The organism is Bacillus sp. R86525, from assembly GCF_042466195.1.
Classification (GTDB): Bacteria; Bacillota; Bacilli; order Bacillales; family Bacillaceae_G; genus Bacillus_A; species Bacillus_A nitratireducens.
In genome coordinates this window covers 1,672,147-1,697,440 of record NZ_JAXHPX010000007.1, presented here as the reverse complement: position 1 = coordinate 1,697,440, position 25,294 = coordinate 1,672,147, and the positions used below count along the sequence as shown (strand labels likewise).

Annotated in this window: 35 protein-coding genes; 7 read left to right on the top strand and 28 right to left on the bottom strand. The window is 33.8% G+C overall.

Translation table 11 applies throughout. From position 1 onward, the window contains the following. Positions 1 to 10: 10 nt before the first annotated feature. From SJY24_RS11455 to SJY24_RS11375, 17 genes are all read right to left on the bottom strand, one after another. Positions 11 to 382: a hypothetical protein gene (locus tag SJY24_RS11455; RefSeq protein ID WP_377864682.1), complete on the bottom strand. Its 372-nt coding sequence runs from the start codon at positions 380 to 382 to the stop codon at positions 11 to 13. A gap of 4 nt (positions 383 to 386) precedes the next feature. Then, a complete protein-coding gene (locus tag SJY24_RS11450; protein ID WP_377864681.1) occupies positions 387 to 980 on the bottom strand; it encodes a major tail protein in 594 nt (197 codons plus the stop codon). Then, a complete protein-coding gene (locus SJY24_RS11445; RefSeq protein WP_377864680.1) occupies positions 981 to 1,310 on the bottom strand; it encodes a hypothetical protein in 330 nt (109 codons plus the stop codon). It abuts the gene before it with no gap. After that, positions 1,310 to 1,651, bottom strand: coding sequence for an HK97 gp10 family phage protein (locus tag SJY24_RS11440; protein WP_377864679.1), 342 nt, complete (start codon positions 1,649 to 1,651; stop codon positions 1,310 to 1,312). Before SJY24_RS11440 ends, SJY24_RS11445 begins: the two co-directional genes overlap by 1 nt. A 1-nt stretch (position 1,652) precedes the next feature. After that, complete coding sequence (locus SJY24_RS11435; RefSeq protein WP_377864678.1) at positions 1,653 to 2,006, bottom strand: phage head closure protein; 354 nt, start codon at positions 2,004 to 2,006, stop codon at positions 1,653 to 1,655. A gap of 1 nt (position 2,007) precedes the next feature. Continuing rightward, a complete protein-coding gene (locus SJY24_RS11430; RefSeq protein ID WP_377864677.1) occupies positions 2,008 to 2,301 on the bottom strand; it encodes a hypothetical protein in 294 nt (97 codons plus the stop codon). Between the two features lie 5 nt (positions 2,302 to 2,306). After that, positions 2,307 to 3,464, bottom strand: a complete 1,158-nt coding sequence (locus SJY24_RS11425; RefSeq protein WP_377864676.1) for a phage major capsid protein — start codon at positions 3,462 to 3,464, stop codon at positions 2,307 to 2,309. A gap of 3 nt (positions 3,465 to 3,467) precedes the next feature. Beyond that, positions 3,468 to 4,211, bottom strand: coding sequence for a head maturation protease, ClpP-related (locus SJY24_RS11420; protein WP_377864675.1), 744 nt, complete (start codon positions 4,209 to 4,211; stop codon positions 3,468 to 3,470). Beyond that, the gene (locus tag SJY24_RS11415) at positions 4,211 to 5,356 is read right to left on the bottom strand and encodes a phage portal protein (RefSeq protein ID WP_377864674.1); all 1,146 of its coding nucleotides are present in this window, start codon (positions 5,354 to 5,356) and stop codon (positions 4,211 to 4,213) included. The genes SJY24_RS11420 and SJY24_RS11415 overlap by 1 nt, the downstream gene beginning before the upstream one ends. 8 nt (positions 5,357 to 5,364) lie before the next feature. Then, positions 5,365 to 7,032 (bottom strand): terminase TerL endonuclease subunit, encoded by a 1,668-nt coding sequence (locus SJY24_RS11410; protein WP_377864673.1) that lies wholly within the window; start codon positions 7,030 to 7,032, stop codon positions 5,365 to 5,367. Beyond that, complete coding sequence (locus tag SJY24_RS11405) at positions 7,029 to 7,340, bottom strand: P27 family phage terminase small subunit (protein WP_144563570.1); 312 nt, start codon at positions 7,338 to 7,340, stop codon at positions 7,029 to 7,031. The genes SJY24_RS11410 and SJY24_RS11405 overlap by 4 nt, the downstream gene beginning before the upstream one ends. Positions 7,341 to 7,464: 124 nt before the next feature. Continuing rightward, positions 7,465 to 7,800: an HNH endonuclease gene (locus SJY24_RS11400; protein ID WP_098871168.1), complete on the bottom strand. Its 336-nt coding sequence runs from the start codon at positions 7,798 to 7,800 to the stop codon at positions 7,465 to 7,467. 214 nt (positions 7,801 to 8,014) lie between these two features. Next, complete coding sequence (locus SJY24_RS11395) at positions 8,015 to 8,842, bottom strand: DUF1835 domain-containing protein (protein WP_377864672.1); 828 nt, start codon at positions 8,840 to 8,842, stop codon at positions 8,015 to 8,017. A 552-nt stretch (positions 8,843 to 9,394) separates the two neighbouring features. Next, positions 9,395 to 9,613 (bottom strand): hypothetical protein, encoded by a 219-nt coding sequence (locus tag SJY24_RS11390; protein ID WP_000930971.1) that lies wholly within the window; start codon positions 9,611 to 9,613, stop codon positions 9,395 to 9,397. Between the two features lie 212 nt (positions 9,614 to 9,825). Beyond that, complete coding sequence (locus SJY24_RS11385) at positions 9,826 to 10,368, bottom strand: site-specific integrase (RefSeq protein WP_377864671.1); 543 nt, start codon at positions 10,366 to 10,368, stop codon at positions 9,826 to 9,828. Further along, positions 10,365 to 10,850: an ArpU family phage packaging/lysis transcriptional regulator gene (locus tag SJY24_RS11380; RefSeq protein ID WP_377864670.1), complete on the bottom strand. Its 486-nt coding sequence runs from the start codon at positions 10,848 to 10,850 to the stop codon at positions 10,365 to 10,367. The genes SJY24_RS11385 and SJY24_RS11380 overlap by 4 nt, the downstream gene beginning before the upstream one ends. Positions 10,851 to 11,051: 201 nt before the next feature. Then, positions 11,052 to 11,390 carry a hypothetical protein gene (locus SJY24_RS11375; protein WP_377864669.1) on the bottom strand — a complete coding sequence of 113 codons (339 nt, stop codon included), beginning with the start codon at positions 11,388 to 11,390 and terminating at the stop codon, positions 11,052 to 11,054. A 195-nt stretch (positions 11,391 to 11,585) separates the two neighbouring features. Here SJY24_RS11375 and SJY24_RS11370 point away from each other — a divergent pair, with 195 nt between their 5' ends. Together SJY24_RS11370 and SJY24_RS11365 are read left to right on the top strand one after the other, a co-directional pair. After that, positions 11,586 to 11,774 (top strand): hypothetical protein, encoded by a 189-nt coding sequence (locus SJY24_RS11370; protein WP_377864668.1) that lies wholly within the window; start codon positions 11,586 to 11,588, stop codon positions 11,772 to 11,774. 951 nt (positions 11,775 to 12,725) lie between these two features. Continuing rightward, positions 12,726 to 13,028 carry a hypothetical protein gene (locus SJY24_RS11365; protein WP_377867237.1) on the top strand — a complete coding sequence of 101 codons (303 nt, stop codon included), beginning with the start codon at positions 12,726 to 12,728 and terminating at the stop codon, positions 13,026 to 13,028. Between the two features lie 2,852 nt (positions 13,029 to 15,880). Here SJY24_RS11365 and SJY24_RS11360 read toward each other — a convergent pair. The 6 genes from SJY24_RS11360 to SJY24_RS11335 form a co-directional block, all read right to left on the bottom strand. Then, positions 15,881 to 16,072, bottom strand: coding sequence for a DUF3954 domain-containing protein (locus SJY24_RS11360; RefSeq protein WP_098615122.1), 192 nt, complete (start codon positions 16,070 to 16,072; stop codon positions 15,881 to 15,883). Positions 16,073 to 16,144: 72 nt separating this feature from the next. Beyond that, positions 16,145 to 16,507, bottom strand: a complete 363-nt coding sequence (locus SJY24_RS11355; RefSeq protein ID WP_098875159.1) for a cell division protein SepF — start codon at positions 16,505 to 16,507, stop codon at positions 16,145 to 16,147. Beyond that, complete coding sequence (locus SJY24_RS11350; RefSeq protein ID WP_001991829.1) at positions 16,482 to 16,670, bottom strand: hypothetical protein; 189 nt, start codon at positions 16,668 to 16,670, stop codon at positions 16,482 to 16,484. The genes SJY24_RS11355 and SJY24_RS11350 overlap by 26 nt, the downstream gene beginning before the upstream one ends. A gap of 2 nt (positions 16,671 to 16,672) precedes the next feature. Continuing rightward, positions 16,673 to 17,995: a replicative DNA helicase gene (gene dnaB, locus SJY24_RS11345; RefSeq protein ID WP_098520360.1), complete on the bottom strand. Its 1,323-nt coding sequence runs from the start codon at positions 17,993 to 17,995 to the stop codon at positions 16,673 to 16,675. Continuing rightward, positions 17,992 to 18,954, bottom strand: coding sequence for a DnaD domain-containing protein (locus SJY24_RS11340; protein ID WP_377864667.1), 963 nt, complete (start codon positions 18,952 to 18,954; stop codon positions 17,992 to 17,994). Before SJY24_RS11340 ends, dnaB begins: the two co-directional genes overlap by 4 nt. Positions 18,955 to 19,234: 280 nt before the next feature. Beyond that, the gene (locus SJY24_RS11335; protein WP_043937853.1) at positions 19,235 to 19,519 is read right to left on the bottom strand and encodes a hypothetical protein; all 285 of its coding nucleotides are present in this window, start codon (positions 19,517 to 19,519) and stop codon (positions 19,235 to 19,237) included. A gap of 189 nt (positions 19,520 to 19,708) precedes the next feature. Here SJY24_RS11335 and SJY24_RS11330 point away from each other — a divergent pair, with 189 nt between their 5' ends. Then, entirely contained in the window at positions 19,709 to 19,933 is a 225-nt protein-coding gene (locus SJY24_RS11330; protein WP_071728550.1) for a hypothetical protein, read from the top strand. Here the strand turns inward: SJY24_RS11330 and SJY24_RS11325 are convergent. The 5 genes from SJY24_RS11325 to SJY24_RS11305 all read right to left on the bottom strand — a co-directional run bounded on the left by SJY24_RS11325 (position 19,925) and on the right by SJY24_RS11305 (position 21,726). Next, positions 19,925 to 20,134 carry a hypothetical protein gene (locus tag SJY24_RS11325; RefSeq protein WP_071728551.1) on the bottom strand — a complete coding sequence of 70 codons (210 nt, stop codon included), beginning with the start codon at positions 20,132 to 20,134 and terminating at the stop codon, positions 19,925 to 19,927. The two genes, SJY24_RS11330 and SJY24_RS11325, sit on opposite strands and share 9 nt — an antisense overlap. Positions 20,135 to 20,317: 183 nt before the next feature. Further along, entirely contained in the window at positions 20,318 to 20,539 is a 222-nt protein-coding gene (locus SJY24_RS11320) for an RNA polymerase subunit sigma (RefSeq protein ID WP_377864666.1), read from the bottom strand. A 13-nt stretch (positions 20,540 to 20,552) separates the two neighbouring features. Further along, positions 20,553 to 21,140: a hypothetical protein gene (locus SJY24_RS11315; protein WP_000537277.1), complete on the bottom strand. Its 588-nt coding sequence runs from the start codon at positions 21,138 to 21,140 to the stop codon at positions 20,553 to 20,555. A gap of 90 nt (positions 21,141 to 21,230) precedes the next feature. Further along, positions 21,231 to 21,479 carry a hypothetical protein gene (locus SJY24_RS11310; protein ID WP_377864665.1) on the bottom strand — a complete coding sequence of 83 codons (249 nt, stop codon included), beginning with the start codon at positions 21,477 to 21,479 and terminating at the stop codon, positions 21,231 to 21,233. A gap of 55 nt (positions 21,480 to 21,534) precedes the next feature. Next, the gene (locus tag SJY24_RS11305) at positions 21,535 to 21,726 is read right to left on the bottom strand and encodes a helix-turn-helix domain-containing protein (protein ID WP_377864664.1); all 192 of its coding nucleotides are present in this window, start codon (positions 21,724 to 21,726) and stop codon (positions 21,535 to 21,537) included. Positions 21,727 to 21,896: 170 nt separating this feature from the next. On the opposite strand from SJY24_RS11305, the gene SJY24_RS11300 reads away from it, so the two are divergent. The 4 genes from SJY24_RS11300 (at position 21,897) to SJY24_RS11285 (ending at position 25,272) form a co-directional block, all read left to right on the top strand. Continuing rightward, positions 21,897 to 22,307 (top strand): helix-turn-helix domain-containing protein, encoded by a 411-nt coding sequence (locus tag SJY24_RS11300; protein WP_377864663.1) that lies wholly within the window; start codon positions 21,897 to 21,899, stop codon positions 22,305 to 22,307. 12 nt (positions 22,308 to 22,319) lie between these two features. Continuing rightward, positions 22,320 to 22,760 carry an ImmA/IrrE family metallo-endopeptidase gene (locus tag SJY24_RS11295; protein WP_377864661.1) on the top strand — a complete coding sequence of 147 codons (441 nt, stop codon included), beginning with the start codon at positions 22,320 to 22,322 and terminating at the stop codon, positions 22,758 to 22,760. Between the two features lie 34 nt (positions 22,761 to 22,794). Continuing rightward, positions 22,795 to 23,538, top strand: a complete 744-nt coding sequence (locus SJY24_RS11290; protein WP_377864660.1) for a hypothetical protein — start codon at positions 22,795 to 22,797, stop codon at positions 23,536 to 23,538. Positions 23,539 to 23,724: 186 nt separating this feature from the next. Next, entirely contained in the window at positions 23,725 to 25,272 is a 1,548-nt protein-coding gene (locus SJY24_RS11285) for a recombinase family protein (RefSeq protein WP_377864659.1), read from the top strand. Positions 25,273 to 25,294: the final 22 nt, after the last annotated feature.

Below are 25,294 nucleotides of genomic sequence, written 5' to 3'. Positions count from 1 at the left end.
TTGCTCTTCATTAGTTTTCTTTATTTTTTTTTGCCCCCATCGTACTTTGGATCAGATCCATGATTTCTGGAATAATTTCAGAAATAGGGAATTCATCAAATCCATCTAACCATGTAATCGGATCAGCGATTTCTGGGTTTGCTGTTTTTGCATATAACCAAACTAAATCATAAATAACCTCAAAATCTACTTTACTTAAATCAGCATTTGCTAAATCGATAGTAGGTTGCGAACCATCTTGAGGTGTAATTGGTGAAATGATTCCTAATCCAAACATATCCGCAAATAAATCACGTCTAAATTGTGCTTTATACTTTTTAACTGTTGCTGCTGTACCTTTTAACCGAACCTGTTTACCGTCTATAGCAATCGTCTTTTCCATCTGCTTACGCTCCTTTTGGTGCTGCTGGTGTTTTTACATATACTTTTTTGTACCAGTCGTTATAAATTGCTGGTGTCGTTTTAGCAGTCGTTTTCGTTTTAACCATTGGTCTTCCACCAGGCGCTAAAACAATTGGGCTAGAAACAAACTTCAGTTCATTTGTATTTGGTTCAGCAGAACTTGTTTTTGTTTTAGATGCAATCGTTGGACGACTTGCTGAACAGTTATACATAACATGACGGGTTGCATTCACATCACCATCAAACTCAAATAATAATGCGAATGGTTTCCCTTTTGCATCAGCCAATTCATTTAATACGCCATCCGTTTCGTCTAATTCCTCACCAAGTGCATCAATAGCAAATTGCTCTGAGATAGTAGCAATACTTAATGTTCCATCGTAACCCTGGTTATTACTTGCCGCGTAATAAAGCATGTCATCTGCATAGAATTCAATTAAATCACCGCGTGGCTCAAAAGTTAGTTCAACTCCACCAGGTAATGGAATTGGTGTCCCGAATTTAACTAAAAAATCCTTAGTATCTAATGGTACATAATGTACATTTTTCAAACCGAATGTTACCTTGTTTTCATTCATTTACATCAACCTCGTTTCATATATTCTTTGATACATTTTTTCAGATTCAATAAAAGTCCCATACGAATCATAAGGAATCTCATGATCGCCTAAGACTTTTTCAAGTTTGGCTTCAACAACTAAATCCTTTTTAGTTGTATAAAGCTCTATATTTAAATCGTTTATCTTGTGATAAACCTTGTTATCAGCCATTAAATTTGCCGATCCATCCACAAGGATACAAATATAAGGTGGCGCTGGTACTGGCTTAGTTGGTGTGGCTGTAAAATGCGAATAAGCCACAGGATAACCTGTAGCTTCAAGGGTTTTTATTAATTCACCTAATGTCATTATTCAAGCGCCCTTTCAATCCGTCTTGGTACTTCATTAATTACATACTCTTCAACAGGACGAATATGAACTTGAGCCGGAACACGTCCACCACCAGCCTTTGCATGGCCATTTTCCAAGAGATGCGTTAGTTGCCCTTTTATATTGTGGACGACAACGCCATTACCTTCTTTTTTCTTACGCCACCCTTTACGATAAGCCCCTGTTTTTTTAGGACCACTTTGTCTTAATTTACTTACAGCAACATCAGCCACTTCTTCTTGTGCTGTTAACAATTCTTCTTCCACAACATTTGCATATCTTTGTAATTCTCTAGCAAGATCACTCGCAAAATCATTCATACTAAACATGCTCCTTTGCGATAATGGTCAATGTTTGATACACTTCATCATCATTCATTGGCGGTTCAATAATGTCAAAGATACGACCCTTCATAGTAATTCGCATTAATTCTGTAATACCTGTTGTATAAGGAATTACAAACCGATAAATTCGTGTAGACTGAGAAGCCGAAGCTTCAATATACTCCGAACCTTTTACCGTTTTTATCATCGCCCATGCCTTTTTAACTTCTTGCCAATCACCTGTTTCAACTTCTTGATTCAATTCATCTTTTATTACTTCAGGTTGTTCAATGATAATTCGATTTCTACAATCGCCAGTATTCAATGGTTTTTTATACTGAAAAGGACGCATATTAATCACCGTCCAACTTAATTTCTTCTAATGCTTTATCGATGCCTAAACTATTAATCTGACTTAAAAAATTCTTGTCAAAATACTCTAATGCATCGTTATAGACATAACGAGAACGTTCAAAGACTAATTCCTTGAACTCTTCGTCATTATTTAAATCATAATTCCCACAAACCCTAAGTAATGCCTTGTTAGACGTAGAAAGGATGCGCTTTAGGTTATCATCTTCCTCATCACCTAAGTGCATCCTATCTTTGAATTGCTGTAATATTACATCTGAAATTACTTTATCCATTCACATCACCCTTGAGCTGGAGACGTTGGTGTTTCTTCAATCTTCAATGTGTAAACTTGAGATGTATATTTATCCTTTGGCTTACCTGTAGCATATTGTTTAGCAATATAAACAGTTGCATCTTCTAAAGCTAGTGTTTCTTCAAACTTTTTAATAGGCTCTGTACCGCCCATCGCTGCAACATACTGACCTTTAACAAAGAATAATACTTTCCCTTGTGGTACAAACACTGATTCCGTAAGGATCGGGTTAAATGGCAAGCTAGTCACATATGCTCCAGCTGCATTTTGAATTGTCGCGTTTGCCTGAATATCAAAAGTATCAAATGGGTTTGTTACCATAACTACTTTTCCAGCAATATTTTTTGGTCTGTCTGCATCCGTTTTACCATCAGCATTTAACTTTTTAGCCAATAATTTAACTACACCTTTTAATTCATTGATTGTTTTACGACCTGGTTCGAACGTTAAAGTACCCACTGGTTTTTTATCTGGATATATTCCATTCGTAACACTTCCACTTGGATCTTTTAATAATCCGATAGGCTCATTTTTACCTGTTCCAGCTACAAATCCACGTTCTAATCCCACTTTCATTGCTTCTTCAATCATTGTACGAACATAACGTTCAACCCATACCGGCCCAAGTTTCAGCATGTCATTTGCTAATGGAATAAATGCTGTTAATTTAAGCTGGGCAATGCTATCTTTATGGAATGTAGCATTTAATTGCCCTTTAATACCATCAAATAGTGGTCCCCATACAGCTGCCCCCTCTGAATCTCCGTAAATAAACTCCGTCACAGCTCCTAAATTCTCTAAACCAATATGTTGTAATAGAGGATGATCTTGAACCAAATCATCAAAAATACGTTCTTGAGTTGTTTTAGGTAAAGTCTCAGTAGACTTAAAACCACCTTCTTCAACAACTGCATTAAAGAACTTCATTTCTTCACTTGTTAGGACATTAGCGCCACGAGACTGCATAATAGAGCGATCTACCATTGATTCATTTACTTGATTTAAAATATCTACTCGTACATCTGTTGCAAGTGCTTCAATCATCGAGTTTAATGCTGCTGATTGTTCTTCCGCTGTACCTTCCTGTGTTGCTTTTGCAAATGCCATTTTCTTCTCTTCAAAATTATTAAATTTTATCACCATATTTTATTTTCCTCCTAAAGTTAAAAAGAGCGTACTCAGATTCTGTTTTGTATTAACAGGCTCTTGAATAGGCTCTTTTGGATTTTGATTATTTGGTTGTTTCATATACTTAGCTACTAAATCTTCTTTGAAGTTTTCCACAACTCCCTCTTCTTCATCTTCTTGCGTATCATCTATTTCGATTTCATCAGCAATTTCATCAGCTAAACCAAGAGCAACTGCTTCCTCTGCTGTTAGCCAAGTTTCATCCTTTAAAAGCTGTTTTAATTCTTCGTCTGTTCCAACAAAACGTTTCTTATAAGATGCCGCTAAAGCTGAATCAATCTTTCGTAAATCTCGTGCGGTTTTTTCAAAAAGGTCTGCATTTCCATATTCAAAAGTACTCGCTTGATGAATCATCATCATAGTATTACTAGGCATAATGATTTTATCACCAGCCATTGCAATTACAGACGCGGCACTAGCGGCCCAACCATCAATATGAACTATGATTTCTGCATCATGTTGCTTTAACTGATTGCAAATTGCTACACCATCAAATGCGGAACCTCCACCCGAATTAATATGAACGTGAATTTTTTCTGCTTTTACATCTTGGATTTTTCTTCTTACAGCTTCAGCGTTATTTTCACTAAACCATCCACCGATTGATCCATAAACGGTTAATTTGTACTCATTCTCACCTTTAGATTCAAAGCGAATATCTCGTTTTAAATTTAAAAGCTTATTCATGTTCAAATGTTCCATCATTTATCACCTCCTTCAGATTCATTTAGTTTCGTATAGTTCTTCGTAATATGATGGATATTTAAGTTTGGATCATCAGAACCTTCATAATCTACTTCTGAACGAATCTCATTTCCTGTAAATGCACTTGAAGAAATGAGTTTATCAATACTTGTTGCAAGGTCAAATATACTCTGATAAGAAACAGATTTAACTTCAATCTTTTTCCCTGAAAGATACTCATTCATTTCAAAGAATTTAACATTCGCTTCATCAGATAGCTTTTTTAATAACGGCCGTACTGTGAAAAGCATGTAGTTTTTCGTTTGCTTCTCTACATCAGCCATTTCACCATGTATCAAAGCTGTTGGAATACCAATTGCCATAGCTACCTGATTTAAGAAACCATTTGTAACCTTATTGATTTCTTCCACACTGGGGCCATTCGCAACGCCATTGTATATTTCGTTATAATTAAAACCCTTTTGTTGTGGAACAATAGCAATATCCTTATTACCAAACGCCTGATACATATCATCAATAAACTTTTGTAATTTTGCTATATTCTCTTCCGTCTTAGCTCCTGTCATATCCATATCAACTGTTCCACGAACTTGATTTTTACGCTTTTGAGAGCTTAGAATTCTACCAAATAAGTCCCCGTAATCTGCAAATAAACCATCAATAAGCGGAGATAGTTTATCATTTCGATACTTTAAATGAATTACTTCACTTTGCCTAAAACTTCTCTTAAACGTATAATCTTTTACTATTACATCAGTAAAAGTATCCTCAAACACAGCATATTCATTATGTTGAAATCCATCTGCAATAAGTAAATCACCATCATCAGCCTGTATAACTAAACACTCATTATCATAAATAAGTTTGCGAATAAACCTTTCCCAGAAGGTACTTGCTGTCATATTCTTGTTTGGTCTAACGTTTAATCGGTAATAAAGTTCATTCTTCTCAAATGCTTTCCCCTGTCTTACTCTGAATTCGGATTGACTTATTGTTCTTCCCAAAAATGATACACATGTATCAATTGCCAATCGTTTCATATGAAGTCTGTTTGCTGTATCAGCAATTATGTCTAGATCCACCATAAATCCTAGTTCTTTATTTCTTTTAAATACTGAACCTAACCATCCAATGGTTATCACCCCCTTTATTAGAATTTAATATCACCTATAACGAAGTCAGTTACTTCTTGTATTTCATCAGCTCTATAAAGAGCGTGGACAAAACATTGGAATCCATCAGTTTTTCTACGAACTGGCTCTTTTTTCTCGTATATTTTGTTTCCATCGCCCTTGATGACAACCAAGACGTTTTGTGTATACCAACGCATTAGAGGGTTGTCATCAAAAACAATTTGACGATTGGCAAATGCCATTTCAATCCGTGGTGCTAATAAACCGTGGATTGCTTTAGGATTTCTAATAATCTCTACTTCAAATCCTGCATCTATTAATAATGGCTTTATAGCTTCTAATCGATAATTATCACCTATAATTTTTTTTAATCCATACATTTCGCGCATTTCTACAAACCAATTTACAATATGTGTTGGATTAATAGTCGGCTCGTCCACAACTGTTAGAAGTCCCTGTTCTTCCCAATCTTTTATAGGTGCAAATTTTTCCTTTTTATACTCATTTGCCTTTTTTGAGTATCCATAATAAATATCAACAAACTCTTTACGTACAAAAGAATGTGTTTTAAAAATGTATTCACCGTCTACTCTAAATAAAAGACCACAAGCTGCGAAATCTCTAATACTCGCAAAGTCTAAAGCCCCAATACATTCTCGACCGTATAAATCAGGAAATGGACGATTTGTAGCAACGATTTCTTCCCATTTTGCTACAGACCTTTCTAAGTTTGTAACAGGTAAGTTCATACGCTTTGTCATAAACTCTTCTCGATTACTTGGATCATCTTCTAAATCTTCATATTCTTCCTTTATCGTTTCAAGTAACCCTTCTGCATACTCACTTAACGGCTGCGATAACATAGGGTTTGCCATTCCCCAATTTTCTGGATCATCAACTTCGTTTTCATCATTTAATTTACAAATGAATGGGAAAATGGCATTAGGACGCGCTTCACCATTTAATACTTTCATTGCTTTTTCTTTTTGTTTATCTAAGAAGCCATCACGGACATATCCATCTGTACCAATGTAAAATTCTCGTGGGTTTTTCTTTTTCCCTAAACCGCTTATGTGAACTCGAACATCTTTATTGCCTTCATATTGATGTATTTCATCAAATACAACCGCACCATCACGCAAACCATCTTTTGTATCTCCGTTTGATGTTCTAAACTTCAATATACTTCCAGTAGCTTTAGAAACTGTTTGAGTTAGTGTGGTTTTAAATGCTCGTTGCAATATTTCATTTCGTTTAACGCATTTATGAACTTCATCAGGACTCGTTTTCGCCTGCTCTTCACTGTTTGCAACAACGGAAATGTTATACTCCGGAATACCATGCATTTCACTAATTAAAAAGTGAATGATGACTGATATTAATCCGTTTTTACCACCTCCACGTCCAAGCATCCATAGGAATTTACGATAAAATACGCGACTATTTTTCTTGTAAAATAAAAAGACGAATGCTATTAAGAATTTCTGAAAAGATTGTAAAGGAAAGTACCACTTCTCACCAAAGCGGATACACTTCTCAATCATTTCATCATCAAAATATAAATCGTCTCTGTTCAAAACATATTTTTCTAGATATTCAATTAACAATTCTCTTTCTTTATTGAACTTTACTTTTCCACTTCGATAAAACTCAATATATTCATCAATGTACTTTTGCTTAATCATGTTAGATCACTTTCACTATAACCCGCATTAGGAATGTTAGCCTTAGCAACAAACTTTATATCTTTGCCTAACGCAATTAAAGAACTGTTAATTTTATTCCTCTCACCTATAAGAGGGTGGGCTTTAACAAAAACTTGAGCACCGTTTTTTACGGTTACAGACTCGCCTTCTTTATTAATGGTTTTATTTATTTTTCTAAACGCTTTAACTAAATCAATGTATCTTTCTACTTTTTCAACTTCGACTAAATCTGTAATATCAATACTATTCATAAGCTGTTCTTTTAACCTCACAATACTAACAGCCATCTACCCACCCCCCTTACGTGCGTAATTCCGAAAAAAACCTGACAGTTAACCCCCTCCTCCGGTGCCCCTTAGATCATTTTTTGATGAAATATTTTAAGGGGGGGGTGTTATTATCGAATCATTTTTACCACTTTTCATCGTGTTCCCATTTATTCTGTTTCTTTTTGAATGTTCTACCGTGTTCTTTATTGTGGCAATCCACACATACTGTTTCGAGATTATCTTTTTCTAATGCAAGTTCTGGATGATGTTCGAGTTCTTTTATATGATGGACAACGAGCTGTATCTTCTTACGCTTTGCACTCTCACTGTATTCATTGGTGTCTGTTTGAACACGACCATTTCGTTTACATTCCTGGCACTCATAATTGTCTCGCTTCTTTACTTGTTCACGTAATTGTTTCCAAGCTCCACTATCATAGAACTTACGCTTCTGTTCTTTTGTTTTAAACTCTTTCATTAGTATTTACATTCACACATCCTCTCCGCCATCCTTGTAATTTTTATATAATAAAAAGCATCCAATTGGATGCTCCTTTCTCAAAACGCTATACTTTTATTATGAATATAGAAAATGAAGTTTTACTCTCCGCACAAAAGTAAAAACACTATTTCTTTAATTAAAAACCTCTAAAAGAAATAGTGTTTTTTATCTGTTCTAGATAGTCGATTATTTAAGGTAATTGAATCTCCATCTTCGCTTGATCACCTTGGTAATTTAATTTTCCTTGTTGAATTAGTTGATGTACTCGGAAAGTTAAGTAAGTATCACCTATACGCTGTTCATTTTTCCCCATTACCTCTCCAACAATTCGAGATACACGTTGATATTCATTTGATGTATTTTCTAAGATGGACACATCATAATAATCTTCAGATACAGTAGTTATTTGTCCATCTTCTATTATTCTTAATACGCCATTAGTTTGAGACCATTTTTCCCAATCTTGTATTAGACTGTGAACTTGTACTTGAGATAATTCTTTTTTCATTTGAAGAGCTTCTAAAATTAATTCAGAAGGCATTTCTCTTAAACTTTTTAGTACATACGGAATCTCTTTGTCTTGTAAATCCTGTACTTTATATTCGATATGATGGCTAAAATCTGTAACATTCACTTCTTCAAAATGAATATTTTTATTTTGAAGAAGTGATAACACAAACCTTAAACCGATAGCATCAGATACGTTTTCCCCATGCCATAAGATTACCTTACTACCACTAGGGATTTCTTCTACAATTTGTGGATTTTGTTTAAGTGTAGTTTCAATCCAATCTAAATAATCTATTTCTGAAGTTGGACCTATTGTTGTTAGTACTTCTTTTAGCCATTGTTTTCTTTCTTGTATTCCTTTAGTAGATTCTAATTTATAAATCGGACCTATTGAAAAATCCTCATTAATACAAATAACTTTTTCATTTTTGTATTCATTATTTTTTTGAAAAACATACTTTAAATTTCCATATGCCGAATCCCCGAAGGTAATATGTGTAACATTCATAATGTTTAATCTCCTTATTAAATCAATATATCTATTTATTTTTCTGTAAGAGTCGGTACATCTGTTCTCTTACAAGCTTTATTATAGATGGTACACAAAAAAATAACTAGCGCCATTACATTACACTTTTGTAAGGTAATCAGCACTATTCATCATAGATAATCCTCTGGTAATGTTCTTTCTTTTATTCTTGTTCCAAAATAAAAAACACCCGACTGGATGCTTTGTTATCAATTATTATTTTGTACTTTAAGTACGGTAAATGAAGTTTTATTCTTCTTCCAGTCACCTAATGCTGCTACAACAATCTGCTTGCACAATACTAAGTAACTAGAAGAAGAGCAAAAGCTCTCCCTAATAGCGGTATCATTCAATCACTACCATCTGCTGGTTTCGGATTTTATGTGCCGTCATTACGAACCGTTTAGAATTTTAGAAACAACATAGTGAGTTGTGTTTCCCGCCACTTCCCACAATACAAATATAACACGTTAATTCCAAAATAACCGACACATTTCCTGCCAAAAAGCGGTCACGACTATGCCAACCTTTTCATAGTTCAAATTTTTCCACTGCATCTGTTAATTCCACTGGTACACCAAATATACTTTTTTTCATTTCTGTCATTTTCTTTTTAATAATCCACTTTGGATAATTCAATTCTTCTAAAATATTTCTAAAATAAGTTGGATTTAGCTTTAACACATCAGGATTTTTTCCAGTATTCCTTTTGTATCTAATTATTACTTCTAATAGTTCTTCATTTAACATGAATCACCATTACCTCCCCCTTATATTTTATATTTATGTATATACACCATGCAATTCCTTGCTACTACCACTTACCCATATCTTATATTTTGTGTAATTAATCCAAACGCTAAAGCCCTTGATATTCATAGCTTCATAACACTTTCTCTTTCGAGTTACACAACGCATAAAAAATGGGTAATTATTAAAATCAAAAAATAAAAAGGAAATTGCTATATTTTAAATCGTGTCATAGCTTTATCCATTGCATCTTGATTCACTCCAATATATCTTAATGTAACTTTCTCTGATGAATGATTGAATATCTCCATTAGTAAAGCAATATTTTTTGTTTGCATGTACATATGATATCCGAATGTTTTCCGTAACGTATGAGTTCCTATTTCCTTCAACCCGAACTCTTCTGCAGTACTTCTAAGTATCTTATAAGCCATACTGCGTCCAATTGGTCTATTAATACCTTCGCGACTTTTAATTACATACTCACTGTCATCTCGTTCTTCAATGTACCAATGTAATTCTCTCTTTAACGCTGGAGTTAATTGGATACGTTTTTGTTTTCCTGTCTTTTTTTCTCTCATTGAGATATGGCTACCTTTCAAATCACCTATCCTCAATTTAAGAATATCACTAATACGTAATCCTGTATTAATTCCCATTACAAATAAAATATAATTCCGTTCATTGTTTTCCCTCAAATATTGCTTAATCTGTTGTACTTGTTCTGGATCTCGAATAGGTTGGACAAAATTCATCGTTCGTTCCCTCCCATACCCTCTTCTGTTTCATATACCTCTAGTCTAAGAGCAAAAGCTAAGTTGTAAAATGCTCTGGATTTCCAACGTCGATAAGTACGTTCTGCCATTCCAACCTCGTTATAAACCATATAATCACATACATCTTCTTCCTCTAAATAACGCTTATTAATAATATCCCTCTGAATTTTTCCCGCTCGACCATTACCTAAACGACTTAAAAACTGATTAACACGGAATGACATATCTTTAAGATACTCTTCACGTTCGCTACGCTTTATATTTTCTAAAGCTACCTTTTCTAATGGATTTCCTACCATATTTGTAGGACCATGATATCTCACTTCATATGAAGGAGTTACTTTCATTTCTTCTCGAACCATTCCAAATTGTTTATAAATGCGTATTTCTTCCAGAAGACTTTCTAATTTCGACTGGGTAGCCGGACGGTTTATTTTAGATAAGAAAGTTAATTGATTCATATAAACGCTCCTTGTCTATTTTACAAATAAAATACAAAAAGCGGACATCAAACTACAGAGCAATATCGAAAATGCTCTTTTTAGTTTAGTGTCCGCTGGTTCTTCCAGTAGGAATAAATTTGTAAGTGATATTATTATATCATTTTCTTATGTTTTTTACTCTCTCATATCCATATAATCATTTCCAATTATATTTAAAATTCAATATTTTTCCGGAGTGAAAATTTCAATCAAACTTAAACAAATCTCTATCAAAATAATAGGTAATAAAAAAAATTGGATCAACGTTATTTCATTAGGCCAATCGAAAAAGATTTTATTCGTTTCAGGGGTATATTGGAACAATAAAGTAGACGCAAATAATATTAAACTAAAAGCCACTTTAAATACCAAAAACATTTTTTTGGCTATTAATGCTTTTCTCCCCCAAACAAGGCTCATACCTATACATATTATAAAGTAAAAACCAATTATTGAAAAAAAGCCTTTTAACACTGGCCATCCAATTTCTATTGATACCTTAAAAACTTCTACATTCACTACAAGCAACCTCCATACAAAATAATATTTATATAATTGTATATTACATTTAAATAATTGCGAATTTTTAATAATGATTGCTTTCAATTCATTCTCTTCTTTTTAACGAAGGATTATTTTGTTGAATTTTTTACTATCAATCATAAAAACATCTTATAATCTTTATATATAAACTTGTTTTTAGGAGTAGATAAAATGCCAGTTACACTCGAACTTATTCTTTTCATTCTTATAGCAATTAGTGCTGTTGGCTATTTGATAAAAGAATCTCAAAAAACTAAGAAAAGAACCCTTGGAATTTCACTAGAACTTTTAATTCTTTTCTGGTCAATATGGAGAATATCGACTATCATAATCCAAATTTTAGAATATAATCTCTCGTGAATAAAATTCAATATTCCGTCAATAATGTAAATACAGTTTCTGATTTCCCTTCATACCCGAGGGCTTAGCGGCTAGTTTTTACTAGCTGCTCTTTTATTGAATAAATTTCTAAAAATTGTTAACAATATAGATACACCAAGGTTGAATACGAATAACCATTGTGTTCTTCTTATTCACCAAAGCAGTTAGCTTTTGTTAGCTGCTTTTTTGTTCTTATTTTTCTATTTGTTACATACATTTTTAACGTGTTCATTTTGTTCACTGAGTTACCTCCTATCTGTAGAGCAACCTAAATGGTTGCTCTTTATAATTTTTTCTGAATAAATCTTCAAATTATGTCCATACTATAAATACACTTGAGTTCTGAACTTCCTTCTTAATGTTTTTCTGGAGAGCAGTTAGCTTTTGCTAGCTGCTCTTTTTATGTTTTAAGTGAATAAAATTCTAAACATTGTCTAACACTGTAGACAAGACTTTAAAAAGTCGATTTCTCCCACTCTAGCTTTCTTGGTCGAGAACCGAGCGGTTAGCAAAAGCTAACTGCTCTTTTTTAATTGAAGGTTTTCTATAAAATAATTTATCTGTTTTATAAATAAATTTTCATGATTCTATCCATACTAAACTTGGGCTTTATAGCTCAAATAATCGTTCATTCACTTGGCGGACAGTTTATTTAATAAATTGTCTGCCTAAGCCATTTAATAATTCTGCTTTATATTAAAATGAAATATTTATACCAATCCTCACCAAGTGTTATATCAATTATGTCGCCTCTTGTCTTCTTCTTTTAGCCAATTCATTTTAATATAGCTATATCCCATAACTTACCTTCTAATAAATTTATTTTTGAAAATTAAAAACACATGTTTATTGCCCATTCCTCAAACAACCCATACCCGCATAAATTATTAAGTATCTAAAATCCATAATTGGTAATTATTTTAATTGAAAGTGAGGAGTGTTAATATGGACATTAACAATCAACAATCTTATCCCCCTATTGATTATTATCGAGAGCCTCAGCAAGCCTTATATCCACAATCACATAGCCTTCAACAACAAACTCTTACTATAATAACTCCAGCTGTTAGTCATGGGTTACGAGAAGCCCAGCATCTTGGCTATCGACATGCATTAACAGAAGCTGTTGCCATAGGATACTTGATGGGAAGAGGTTACAATTATAATGCCGCTTGGAAAACCGTTGAGTCTTGGTGGAGACCACCAGGGACTCAACTTCCTACGCCGTACTAAAGTTATTAATAAAGTCTTTAATTTGAAAAGCATTACTATATAGTGCTATTTTGAGTATGGAGAATTTCTATAATATGAAGTTTTTTATTAACTTGTCACCATTTGATTAGACTAGCATATATATTATTAACATAGCTTTCTTTCACTCATGGGGTTTCCTTTTTAAGAGCACTTGTATACAGTGCTCTTTTTTCACACTTCATAAGAAAATACATATATTAAAAACGTACATACAATAATCATGATCATCTCAGAATTATTTATTAAGTACCTTTTTCAATACAATTCTTGGTCAAATAGCGTCATACGCCCTAACGGTGCTATTTCTATTCAAATAAAGGTTTTATTAAAATTGAATAAAATTCAAGATTCTAGTAATACTAATTCACAGTACAATTTGCTTCTTACCCAAATTGTATCTACTTGCTACTTGAGCAGTTAGTTTAGCTAGCTGCTCTTTTGTATTGGGATAATAAAAAATCATTGTTCTTTTTTCTTTTTTACAACATATAATTCTAATCCAGACGCTTTGTTCACTGAGTTACCTCCTTTCCTAAAGAGCACTTGTGCATGGTGCTCTTTTCTAATTATTTTGATCTACAAAATAAAATTTTTATTAGGCTTTTCCCGCATAACATTTTCAATTTTGTTCATACTATAACTGTAACTTCTAAGTTACAAAACATTGTGGTAATGTTTTTGTTGGACAAGGAAGCAGTTAGCTTTTGCTAGCTGCTTTTCTGTGTACATACACTTTTTGTTAGTTAACACATATATTTAATTTGAGATCCTACTTATTCATAACCCGTTGGGGAAATTCGAAATTTATTAATGAACGCTCATTAAAACTCTATAGGTTGTTCACTCCTCTAAAGGGCACTTGCGAAAGTGCTCTTTTTATGTGGAATAACATCTTTTTAAAATTCATTTCATAAATTGTTTAGAGCCCTATAGTTCCAAGTGCTTAGAGCACTCCCGTCACACTCTTAGCGCCAATTGACACTGTTAAACAGTGTCTTTTTTTACATACAACATACATTTTCAGTAAGTTCATTTTATTCTCAGAATTAGTTACCTCCTATCTTTTGAGCACCGTAAGCAAGTGCTCTTTTTATTTCCCTTTGTTACAAAATAAAATTCAGGCTATATCTCCCTGCATAAAATTCCTAAATTCGCTTGATACTATCGTTGTAACTTTAAGTTACACATCCTAACTTGCAGGGCCTAATTTTCTTTTGTGTAACAAGTGGTTAGCTAATAAAGTTGACCACTTTGTTGTGCCAAATATTTTTTATTTCTCAATACTTAGCACCTAGAATGAATTCTCGTTTATTGATACTATATTGGTGACATTGATTTTCCTCATAAGCATTTTGTGTAAAGGACCTGTTCTCCCACAGCAGGTCCTTTTTCATTTGTTTACTAATATAGCGCTTTTGTTGATTTTTTGTTGACATTTTGTTGATTTTTTTCTGCACATTTAAGAGAAACAAACATACGCTATTGTATGTAGACTCTCCGCTCATAGAGTTCTACCTTTCTTATCTAAGAGCATACTTATATGTGTGCTCTTTTTCGCTTATTATGGAATATCGTTTGTGTTAAAATTCCACCTTGCCTCTTTCCTTTAATGACAGGCTCCATAACTCCAAGCAAAGCATACAATATTAAAAATTCACTCATGAAAATCTGATTACAATCTACAGATTTTTCTATCTCATGAGACATTCACCTACCTTACTAAGAGTGCATAAAAAAATGCGCTCTTTGTATTTGTTGTTAAATACAAATTACCTCTACATCTATTCACTAATCTCATACTTGTACATATTATAATCACTACCTTTTCTATATAATGTGAGCACGTCATCTCCATTACGATTGGGTATAAGGAGAGCTCTCGATCAGCGTTCTTTTTTATTTCTAATGCATATTTTTATACACAATTCATATACATTAAATAACCTGATATGTCTTCAACTAATATTTTGATGACACTCCACTTTTTTTAGACAACAAGCCCTCCGGTCGTTGTCTTTTTCTTTTTACTATCTCAATGAGAACTTTGTTTTAAACTTGCACATACACTCAAAACATACATAAGATATATTGCTGTCACATTATTACATCTCAATATGATATGAGTCTTGGTCAAAGAGTGCTTTCCCGGGCGCTCTTTTTCCTTTTAATTAAGGATTTTGTTTGAAATTTATTAACCTTATTAATTCCTTTGCATACAGTATTATCACAAGAAATTCTATAAGTGCTCCGGTCTAGTTACCTTGAATTTCTTGCAAACCTTGTGGGGAGAATCCGTTTATAACAAATGGGTTCTTTTATTTATTCATCATAAAATAACTATTTTGTTAAAAACTTCTCACCTTTTATTTGGACAAGCATATGTTGTACTATCACTCTCATAGGGTTCTCCTTTTTTCAAGAGTACATATTTGATATGTACTCTTTTTTCATTCTCCTTTACGAATAATCTTTTTTACCTTACACATACTAACTACAAGTCAACTTCCCATGACTACACTCTTTCAAAACGGAGACTTTCCCTCCGAACTGTTTAGGCACACGACAGGTAACTTAGTCAATTACCTGCCATTTACGATTAAAATAGCGCTTTTATTTAATACAAATTAATTAACTATAATTTGAAAAATCGGAAATATTTATTCAATGCTTTTTCTGAATACTCATGCTATTATTTATGTGATGATGTTCACCATCCCAAGAACTCAGTAATTTCATCCATAGGCTCCACTCTCACCCTTTTGAGAGTGGAGCTTTTATTTATAGAACTGTACTTATCACTTTGTGTATTTTTGTACAAAATTCAAATTTGATTATAATAACTGTGTTTTTCGTTCTTCCATACGAATTACTTTTCCACTTTGATATACAAATGATTGTTCACCAAATCCACCTTGAGGTGGTTCTATTAGATGAACCTGACCATTTTTTACAATATATATTCCGTTTGTTTTCAAATCTATTTCAGCTGTCATTTCAACAAGATTTTCTTTTCTAATTCCCACCAAAATCACTCCCATATGTTATAATTACTTTGTCGAAGTAAGTTGAGAGTGATCTCGGCTTTTTTTATTTGTCTACAAATATTGCATAACATTTTCCGGAACAAATGATTGTTCCAGTGATAGATGGAGCCGAATTGGAATCGGCTTTTTTTCATCTCTTGCTCGCTTACACATTTCTTCAGCTTCTTCCCATACAAATTGTTTATCCTCCGCTCGTTTATAACGCCAAATCCCAATCGTATACTCTTCAAACAACTCATAACGCTCATCAGACGCTGTGGTTGGTTTTAATTCATCAATCGCTTTGGCTTGACGTGGTATTTGCACAACCACATCTGCATACCGTAATTTTGAATTCAAACGGTGAATATGAGCTTTCTTAGGATCAAATGATACAACTGGCTCCACGTCAAAAATTGTTAATTGCTTTGGCATTATTTTTCCCCTCCAATACCTGCAAGCTTGCAATTAAAATTCCTTCAAGCTGCGTTAACGTTAGTTGATCCAATGTTTGTCCGTTAATTTCAGTTAAACCTAATCCCAATAATTTACGAATGATAATTAGTTTTCTACGTTCTACTTCCTGACGTAACAATATGATTAAGCCTCCTGTTGATGGATGAACTTTCTCTCTAAATTTACAAACTTACTAAATTCTTTAATAAATGCTAGTTCAACTACACCAACTGGACCGTTCCTCTGTTTCGCTAAAATAATTTCCGTTATATTTTTATTTTCTGTCTCGCGGTCATAGTAGTCTTCACGGTATAAGAATGCTATTAAATCTGCATCCTGCTCAATTTGACCATTCTCACGTAAATCTGATAGCAACGGTCTCTTATCTTGCCTACTTTCTACCGCACGGCTTAACTGTGATAATGCAACTACACATACATTTAATTCTCTTGCCATCAGTTTTAACTTACGACTAATCTCACCTATTTCTTGCATGCGGTTCCCTCTATGCTTTGGATCCCCTACAATGAGCTGCAAATAATCAATTGCAATTAAAACCTTTTTATCAGGGTACTTACGCTTTAATTTCCTAGCCTTTGCATAAATTTCTTGCATCGTTACATTTGCCTTATCGTAAATTTCTAATGGCAAATCATTAATTAATCCCATCGCTTGACTAATTTTTTCCCAATCCTTTAAATTACATAGCTTCTTAGGATTCTTTAATTTCGTAGCATCTATATTTCCAGTACTTGAAATCATACGTTTAAGTAACTGCTCTTCTCCCATTTCTAATGAAAAGATTCCTGTTGCTGTATGAGCACTTGCTGCATGAAAAGCAACGTTTAATACAAATGCTGTTTTTCCCATTGAAGGACGGGCACCAACAATGATTAAATCACCTTCTTGCAACCCTGCTGTCATTCTGTTCAAGTCGTCATAACCAGTTGGTATACCGGTTAAATCTCCTACATCAATTTGCATGTTCTTATACAAATCAACAAGCGTATCTTTCAAGTTAAATTCATCTGAGTAACCCGTTTCTTCAATGGCGCTTAATTCATCAATTGATGTACTAATAGCACTCATATCCCTATCTTGCTGAAGCCGGTTATATAAATTACCAGCAACCTCTTGAGCATGTCTCATCTTCCAAGCTTCAATCACTAAACCTTCGTGATATGAGAAATTCTTAGTTGTTGTTACAACTTCCGTCAGGTTTACAAAGAATTCGATTCCGCCAATTTGATGCATAAAGCTTTCATCGAATTTTCCAATGAGAGCAACAAGATCTATCGGAACCTCAGCATCCTCTAATTCTCTCATTGCCTTGAAAATTACTTGGTGTGTTGGTAAAGAAAACTGTTTTACCTTTAGCTGACAATCTTTAATTAGATCACCTTCTTGGATTATGCTACCTAGAACACTTTGTTCAGCTTCAACATTGCGAATCATATCGTTACTCATTTGGCCAACCACGCATTCTGTTGGTTAAGTACTGCAAGTTCTTCTTCTGTTGGAATGTTCTGCTCCCATGCTTGTTGCTGCTGTATTACGTTTTTAGTAGATTCCGATAGACCTTTTTGTTGATCAGGTGCTTTTGTTTGTTGCTGCGATTTTGTTAATCGTTGAGCACGGAATGCTTTATCAGCTGCCTCAACATCAGTTACTGTTTTAAAACCTTTAAGATGCCAATCTCTTAAAATCGTATTTACGTAAGACATGTTTCTCGTATTCTTCTCTAAAGCAATCTCCATAGCCTTAATAACTAGCTCTGCATTTAAATCGTCTATCCAAGCATAAATACCATCTGCGATAAAAGGTGTAATGAATCCGAAGTTTTGCTCGTAAAAAGAAATTGGATTAACCTCAACAACTTCTTCCGCGCTTGCGCGTTCTTCTTGTTGTTGTTCTTTTTCTTTTTCTTCTTCTTTTTCTTCTTCTTTTTCTTCTTCCTTGCTAGGGTCTTGGAAGCCCCTTATAAGCCCCTCCAAACGGACTGACAGATACTCCTTAATACGAGGAATTTTAAAATCTTGCTCTTTTTCTAATTGCAAACAGGTTTCATAGAAATCAACTAAAAAATCCTGGTCCTTCACAGATTGAATCTCTTTTAAGACACACTTTTCAATGTTTACATTTTTAATTGGATTGAATTTCAACCAGTTGATTAAGAACAACTCTTTTGTTTTTTGGTTGTAATTAATTTTTCCGTATTCTGCAAAGCGTTCTAATAGCTTCATAACAGTTTCACGGTTATATCCTGTATCAGTTTCAATGATACGAAGTGGAAGCTCATAAATTCCTGATTGAGACGTCTTACTGTTTGTCATCAAATATAAGTAGAAATACTTCTCCTCCGGTGTAAGATCTAAAACAAATGAATCCTGCCAAAATGAAACATGTACTGGTCTATAAACTGCCATATTATTCATCCTCCCGTTTACATATCGCGAATCCGTCCTCTACACGTAATAAGCGATAATTCTTGTATCCTATTTTGAGATATTGTTTTACTAAGTAAATTAGGTGTTGCTCTGATGTTGCTTGTTGAAACACTTTAGAGTTCAGCAACACTCTATGTAACGATTTGTCTAAAAGCATGTAGCACACTCCGTTGTTATACGAATGCTAATTTGATATAATTAATCCTAAGATCTTTTGCAAAACCGTTTGTCTATCACTCTGCCAAGTGATAGATCTTTTTTATTTTCTACGTGTTACTAACGAAGCGTTAACTCCTCTTGCTCTTAAATCTTTAATCACCACACGATAACTCATCGATGCCTCATGTTCCTCTTTTGTATCACGAAGCATTTTAAATTCCCTTATACATCGCTCCAGCTCTTCTTCCCAGTGATTTGATTCTTCGGTTGATTCTGCATTAAACATGTTATAAATACATTCACTCATACAGTTACGAAGTTTATTCGCAAATGAAAAATCTCCAGGAAGAACAAGATCATGAAGACGATTGTTTTTATCGTTCATGAATTACATCTCCTTTCTAATTAAATTAATGCTGTACGCATCGTTACAACCAGAAAGGAACATTGTAGGGGTATGGGAGGAACAATCCCTTTCTGGTCATAACGACAAGCACAGTGGCTTGTCTAATTACTAAAAACATCTAAAAACCTATTACTTTGGTATAATCTCCCATAGAGGGAGGTGTTACATATGAAAGACATTGTATTTACTTTAGAATTTGATGACGACATAGCTAACTCACGTGCCAATGATTATTTAGAACAAGGTTGGACGCTATTGCATGTTGGTACAAAGCTAATCGACATCCATAACGAACAAGCATACTACAACACTACTTATGTTGTAGGTGCTAACCAAGAGCAATACGACAAGTACAAAAAAGAGTTAGAAGAAGATAACCTCAGTTTAATTTAATGATTTTTCACAAGAACTATTAATAACCCTTTTATAAAGCTCTTCATCTACCACATGAAGAGCTTTATTTACTTCCACATAACTCAAACTACTATTCAAACATGCCGTCTTAATTATCTCTAATAGCTCGACGGCCCCTGATTTGAGATCTTCTCTCCTAACACTTGTTGGTTGTCCGTCTGTTAATTGAATCCTTTTCATCTTCACTTTCCTCCCCCATACAGTTTTGACTGATGCTGCACGCATCGTTACAACCAGAAAGGAACATTGTAGGGGTATGAGGAACAATCCCCTTTCTGGTCATAACGACAAGCACAGTGGCTTGTCCAAATGATTTATATAATGTTATAATTGCTTTACGATATTTTTCAGAGCTACTGTTGTCTAGGCGGTAGCTTTTTTATTTACCCATTTATGTTTCAAAATAAATGATGCTTCAATAATTTTGATTCGAATCCCCAATAATTTCTTCTCTTGCTTTAATTCAACTGTTTTTGAATTCTCATTAAGTAATTCTGCTATTTTTATTTCACCAGTTAGTTTTGCGTCATATCGAATTAATTCCTTATATTCTTTTAAACTAGGTTTCTTATAATCTACTGTCATTTTTCTTCCTCCTTTACAGCACCTTTGTTAAATTCATTAAGCTATCCACCGATTGAATAATAACGTTCTCCGCCATAGCCTTTTGCAACCAACTTCTTTGTATTTGTTCCATAATGCCAAAATGAACTTGTTCAAGAGCTTGAACTACACATTGAGTAGCTTGGATTGTATCGAAGATTTCTTTTGCATGAACTGCATATTCATGTTTCTTCTTTTCATCATGCTTCCATGATCTTGTTGTAACTTGTAAGTTCATGATTTCCTTTGCTGCCGCAATCCCCTCTTCGGCTTGTTTAATGTAGTTCATTAACTGTAGATTTACATCTTGAGTTAATCGCGGATCTGTAGGCGGTAAACCAACACCATAAATATGTTTGATCGCTTGTTGATTCAACTTTGCTCCTGTTGCATGACACCAATCCATCGCAAGCTCAAATTCTGGTTTAGAAAGTCCAGATTCAATACGAGTTAAGCGTTCATGGGTAATGCCAAGGTACTTAGATAGTCCTTTCTTCGTTTTCAGCTGAACATTATCACAACATTCTCTAGCATTCTGTAATAATTCCCCTATTGCTGAATTGCAGTATATGCTTGTTCCCATATCTGTTCGCCTCCATATTTAGTTTTCAAATGGTTACAATGAATCTAGTACATACTTAACTTGTCTATTATTCATGTAAAAAGAGAGGAGCTATTCCTCAATGTTTTCTTTCACTTGCATTTCTTTGATGATGGCCCAACCAGCCTTATAATATGCTTGAATGAGTTTATCAATATCCTTTTGTGATTTTGGCTCAGGAGCCACAACATGGACTTTCGTTTTTCCAAATTCATAAGTCGCTGCATATTCTTCTTGTTGGCTCATGGTGTCACCTCTTGAAGTACTTTCTATATGTTTATGCGACGAATCTGTTGGTACTGCCATGTTAGCTGATGGCATTTTTTCACCTACTTTTATACAAGTTTCACCACCAATTCCACTTTACGTGTAATTATTACTCAAAAAAAATTGATGGATGTTCATTTAATGCTTTTGCCACACACTTTAATTCTTGTACTTTAAACGAACGTTTCCCTGCTTCTTTCATGTTATAAGCTGATACAGAAACACTAAGTTTTTTAGCCATAAACACTTGTGAAATGCCTTTAGAAATTCTTAATTCTCGTATCCTTTGATTAATCTCCATTTTAACACCACCTCATTCCACGTAAAGTGAACCTTATGTATCAATAATAATTCCACGTAAAGTGAAAGTCAATGATTAAAATTAACTTTTAGTGAATAAAGTTTCACATAACGTGAAATATTGTTAAAATAATTAACGAAAAGACAAATAGAAGAATGGAAGGATAAACTATGACTTTAGGCTATAGATTAAAAAAAGAAAGAGAAAGACGCAATTGGTCTCAAAAGTTTGTCGCTGAAAAAATCGGCATTACAAATACTGTCCTTTCAAATTATGAACGCGACTATCGTGACCCTGATACAACAACATTAGGAAAATTAGCTGATTTATATGAAATATCTACAGATGAATTATTGGGTAGGTCGAGCAAGCTTTCGAAAAACGAAGAACGCGATATTGCACGTGATTTAGAAAAAACATTAGAAGAATTAGAAAATAGTGAAGAAGCATTAATGTTTGACGGGGAACCAATAGACGAGCATACAAAAGAAATGATTCGTATTTCTCTAGAAAACTCTATGCGCATGGCAAAGCAATTAGCAAAACAAAAATTCACTCCAAACAAGTACAAAAAAGATTGAACGGGGCGAGAAATGAACATTAAAGAATACGCACTTAAAATCGCAGAAAAGCATGAAACAACAAATCCATTTGAAATTGCTAGACGAAAAAATATTATAGTGTTGTTTGAAGACCTTGGGAATACTCTTGGTTTTTACAACACATATAAACGTTTTAAATTCATTCATGTTAATAATAAAATTGACGAAAATACTCAACGCTTTGTCTGTGCTCATGAATTAGGGCATGCTCTATTACACCCCAAAGCAAATACTCCATTTTTAAGAAATAAAACTCTATTTTCTGTAGACCGATTAGAAATTGAAGCAAATACATTTGCAGTCGAACTCCTACTATCTGATGAAATGATTTCTGAGCATCAAAATACTACCCTCTCAATTCGAGAAGTAGCAGAAATTTATGAAATTCCAGGAAATTTTGCTCGCTTAAAATCATTTAATAAATTAAAATAATTAAATACATAAATTAAGGATAGGAGAACTAAAAATGAACGCTCTATTTTCAACATTATTCTTATTAACAGTTTTAGTTGCACTAGTTTTACTAGTCACATCATTTGTTTTTGTTATTAGAAAAAAACAAAATGCCAAAAAGTTTTTCAAATTCACTGGTATTGCCTCTATTTTAGCTATCATTTTTCTTATTACAGCAGTTTCAACTCACAAACCACAGGAAAAGAAGGAAGCAACTTCTACTGAAAATGTAAAAACAACTGCAAACAATAAAGATAATGAAACAAAGAAAAAAGAAACAACGCAACAAGAACAACCAAAACAGGTAGAAATTAGTGAAGATGCTTTTGTTTCTTATGCTCAAAACATTAAGGGCGGTACTTTTATTAAAGATATTAAATTAAATGCAAAAGAAGCAGAAATTACATACTATGATTCTTTTGCATCTTATAATTCTGCAAAACCTAATGGTGTACCCGAAAAACTATATAAAGAATATTTTTCAACTGGAGATGCTATTGAAAAAATGCTTGTAAGTGAGCCTGCAAGATTACTAAGACAATTTCCAGATTTAGATGCTGTAAAAATGACTGTTCCATTTGAAGGCAAAACATACAGTGTCAACTTAGATAGAAAATCTTTAAATACATACTTAGGCTTTAAAATTGAAGATTTAAAAGTTGAAGACAAATCTTGGGTCAAAAAGTTTAACGATCCATACGTGTATGATAAGGAAAAACGTAAGGCATTCTTTATGAAATTTGTTACTATACAATAATATTCCCCTTAAAAAACCTTGCCTTATCTAATATCACTAATATATGCCAAAATAAAAGGCTGATATCCTCACGCCTTTTATTTTTACACAAATAACGAACATATGTTTTTATTCCGAACTCAAAAAATATATATTTATTCGTATGATTTTTTATATAATGAATAATACAAAGGAGGTTTTCCCGCTATGAAAACCGCAATCTACCTAAGAAAATCCCGCGCCGATCTCGAAGCTGAAGCTCGTGGCGAAGGCGAAACTTTAGCAAAGCACCGCTCTACCCTGCTGAAAATTGCCAAGGAAATGAACTTAAATGTTTTATCTGTCCGTGAGGAAATCGTATCTGGTGAGAGCTTAGTGAAACGTCCTGAGATGTTAGCGCTGCTTGAAGAAATTGAAGATAACAAATATGATGTTGTTCTTTGTATGGATATGGACCGTTTAGGTCGTGGTGGTATGAAAGAGCAAGGAATCATTTTAGAAACGTTTAAACGCTCGAATACGAAGATTATGACACCTAGGAAGACTTATGACCTTAATGATGAGTGGGACGAAGAATACAGTGAATTTGAAGCGTTTATGGCACGTAAGGAATTAAAGATTATTACACGCCGTATGCAAAGAGGTCGTGTTGCTAGTGTAGAAGCCGGGAATTACCTTGGTACACATGCACCATTCGGATATGATATCCATCGTTTAAATAAGCGAGAGCGTACTTTGACGATTAATTCAGAAGAAGCTTCTGTTGTAAGAATGATATTTGATTGGTATGCAAATGAGGATATGGGTGCGAGTGCAATTAGGAACAAGTTAAACGATCTTGGCTATAAGAGTAAGTTAGGGAATGAATGGAATCCTTATAGCATCTTAGATATATTAAAGAACAATGTGTACATCGGAAAAGTAACATGGCAAAAGCGAAAAGAAGTAAAACGTCCTGATGCTGTAAAAAGAAGTTGTGCACGTCAAGATAAATCAGATTGGATTATTGCTGATGGTAAACATGAACCAATCATACCTGAAAGTTTGTTTAGGCAAGTGCAAGAAAAATTAAACTCAAGGTATCACGTTCCTTACAATACGAACGGAATAAAGAATCCATTGGCTGGTATTATTAAATGCGCTAAGTGTAGTTATAGTATGGTCCAACGTTATCCGAAAAACCGAAAGGAAACTATGGATTGTAAACACCGCGGTTGCGAAAACAAATCAAGCTATACTGAATTAATCGAGAAGCGTTTACTCGAGGCTTTAAAAGAATGGTATATCGATTATAAAGCTGATTTTGAAAAACATAAGCAAGATGACAAATTAAAAGAAACACAAGTTATTCAAATGAATGAAGCTGCATTACGTAAGCTTGAGAAAGAATTAGTGGATATCCAAAAACAAAAAAATAATTTACACGATTTATTAGAGCGTGGCGTTTATACTGTCGATATGTTTTTAGAACGTTCGAATGTGGTTTCTGATCGCATTAATGAAATTACTTCCACGATGGAAAAATTAAAGAAAGAAATAAAAACAGAAATTAAGAAGGAAAAAGTGCAGAAAGATACAATACCTCAAGTGGAGCATGTTCTTGATCTGTACTTTAAAACAGATGATCCAAAAAAGAAAAACAACCTCCTAAAGTCGGTTTTAGAAAAGGCTGTTTATAAGAAAGAAAAGTGGCAAAGGCTTGATGATTTCGAACTTGTGCTTTACCCTAAGCTCCCTCAAGATGGCGACATATAAGCGTTCGCGCTTTGTCGTCACC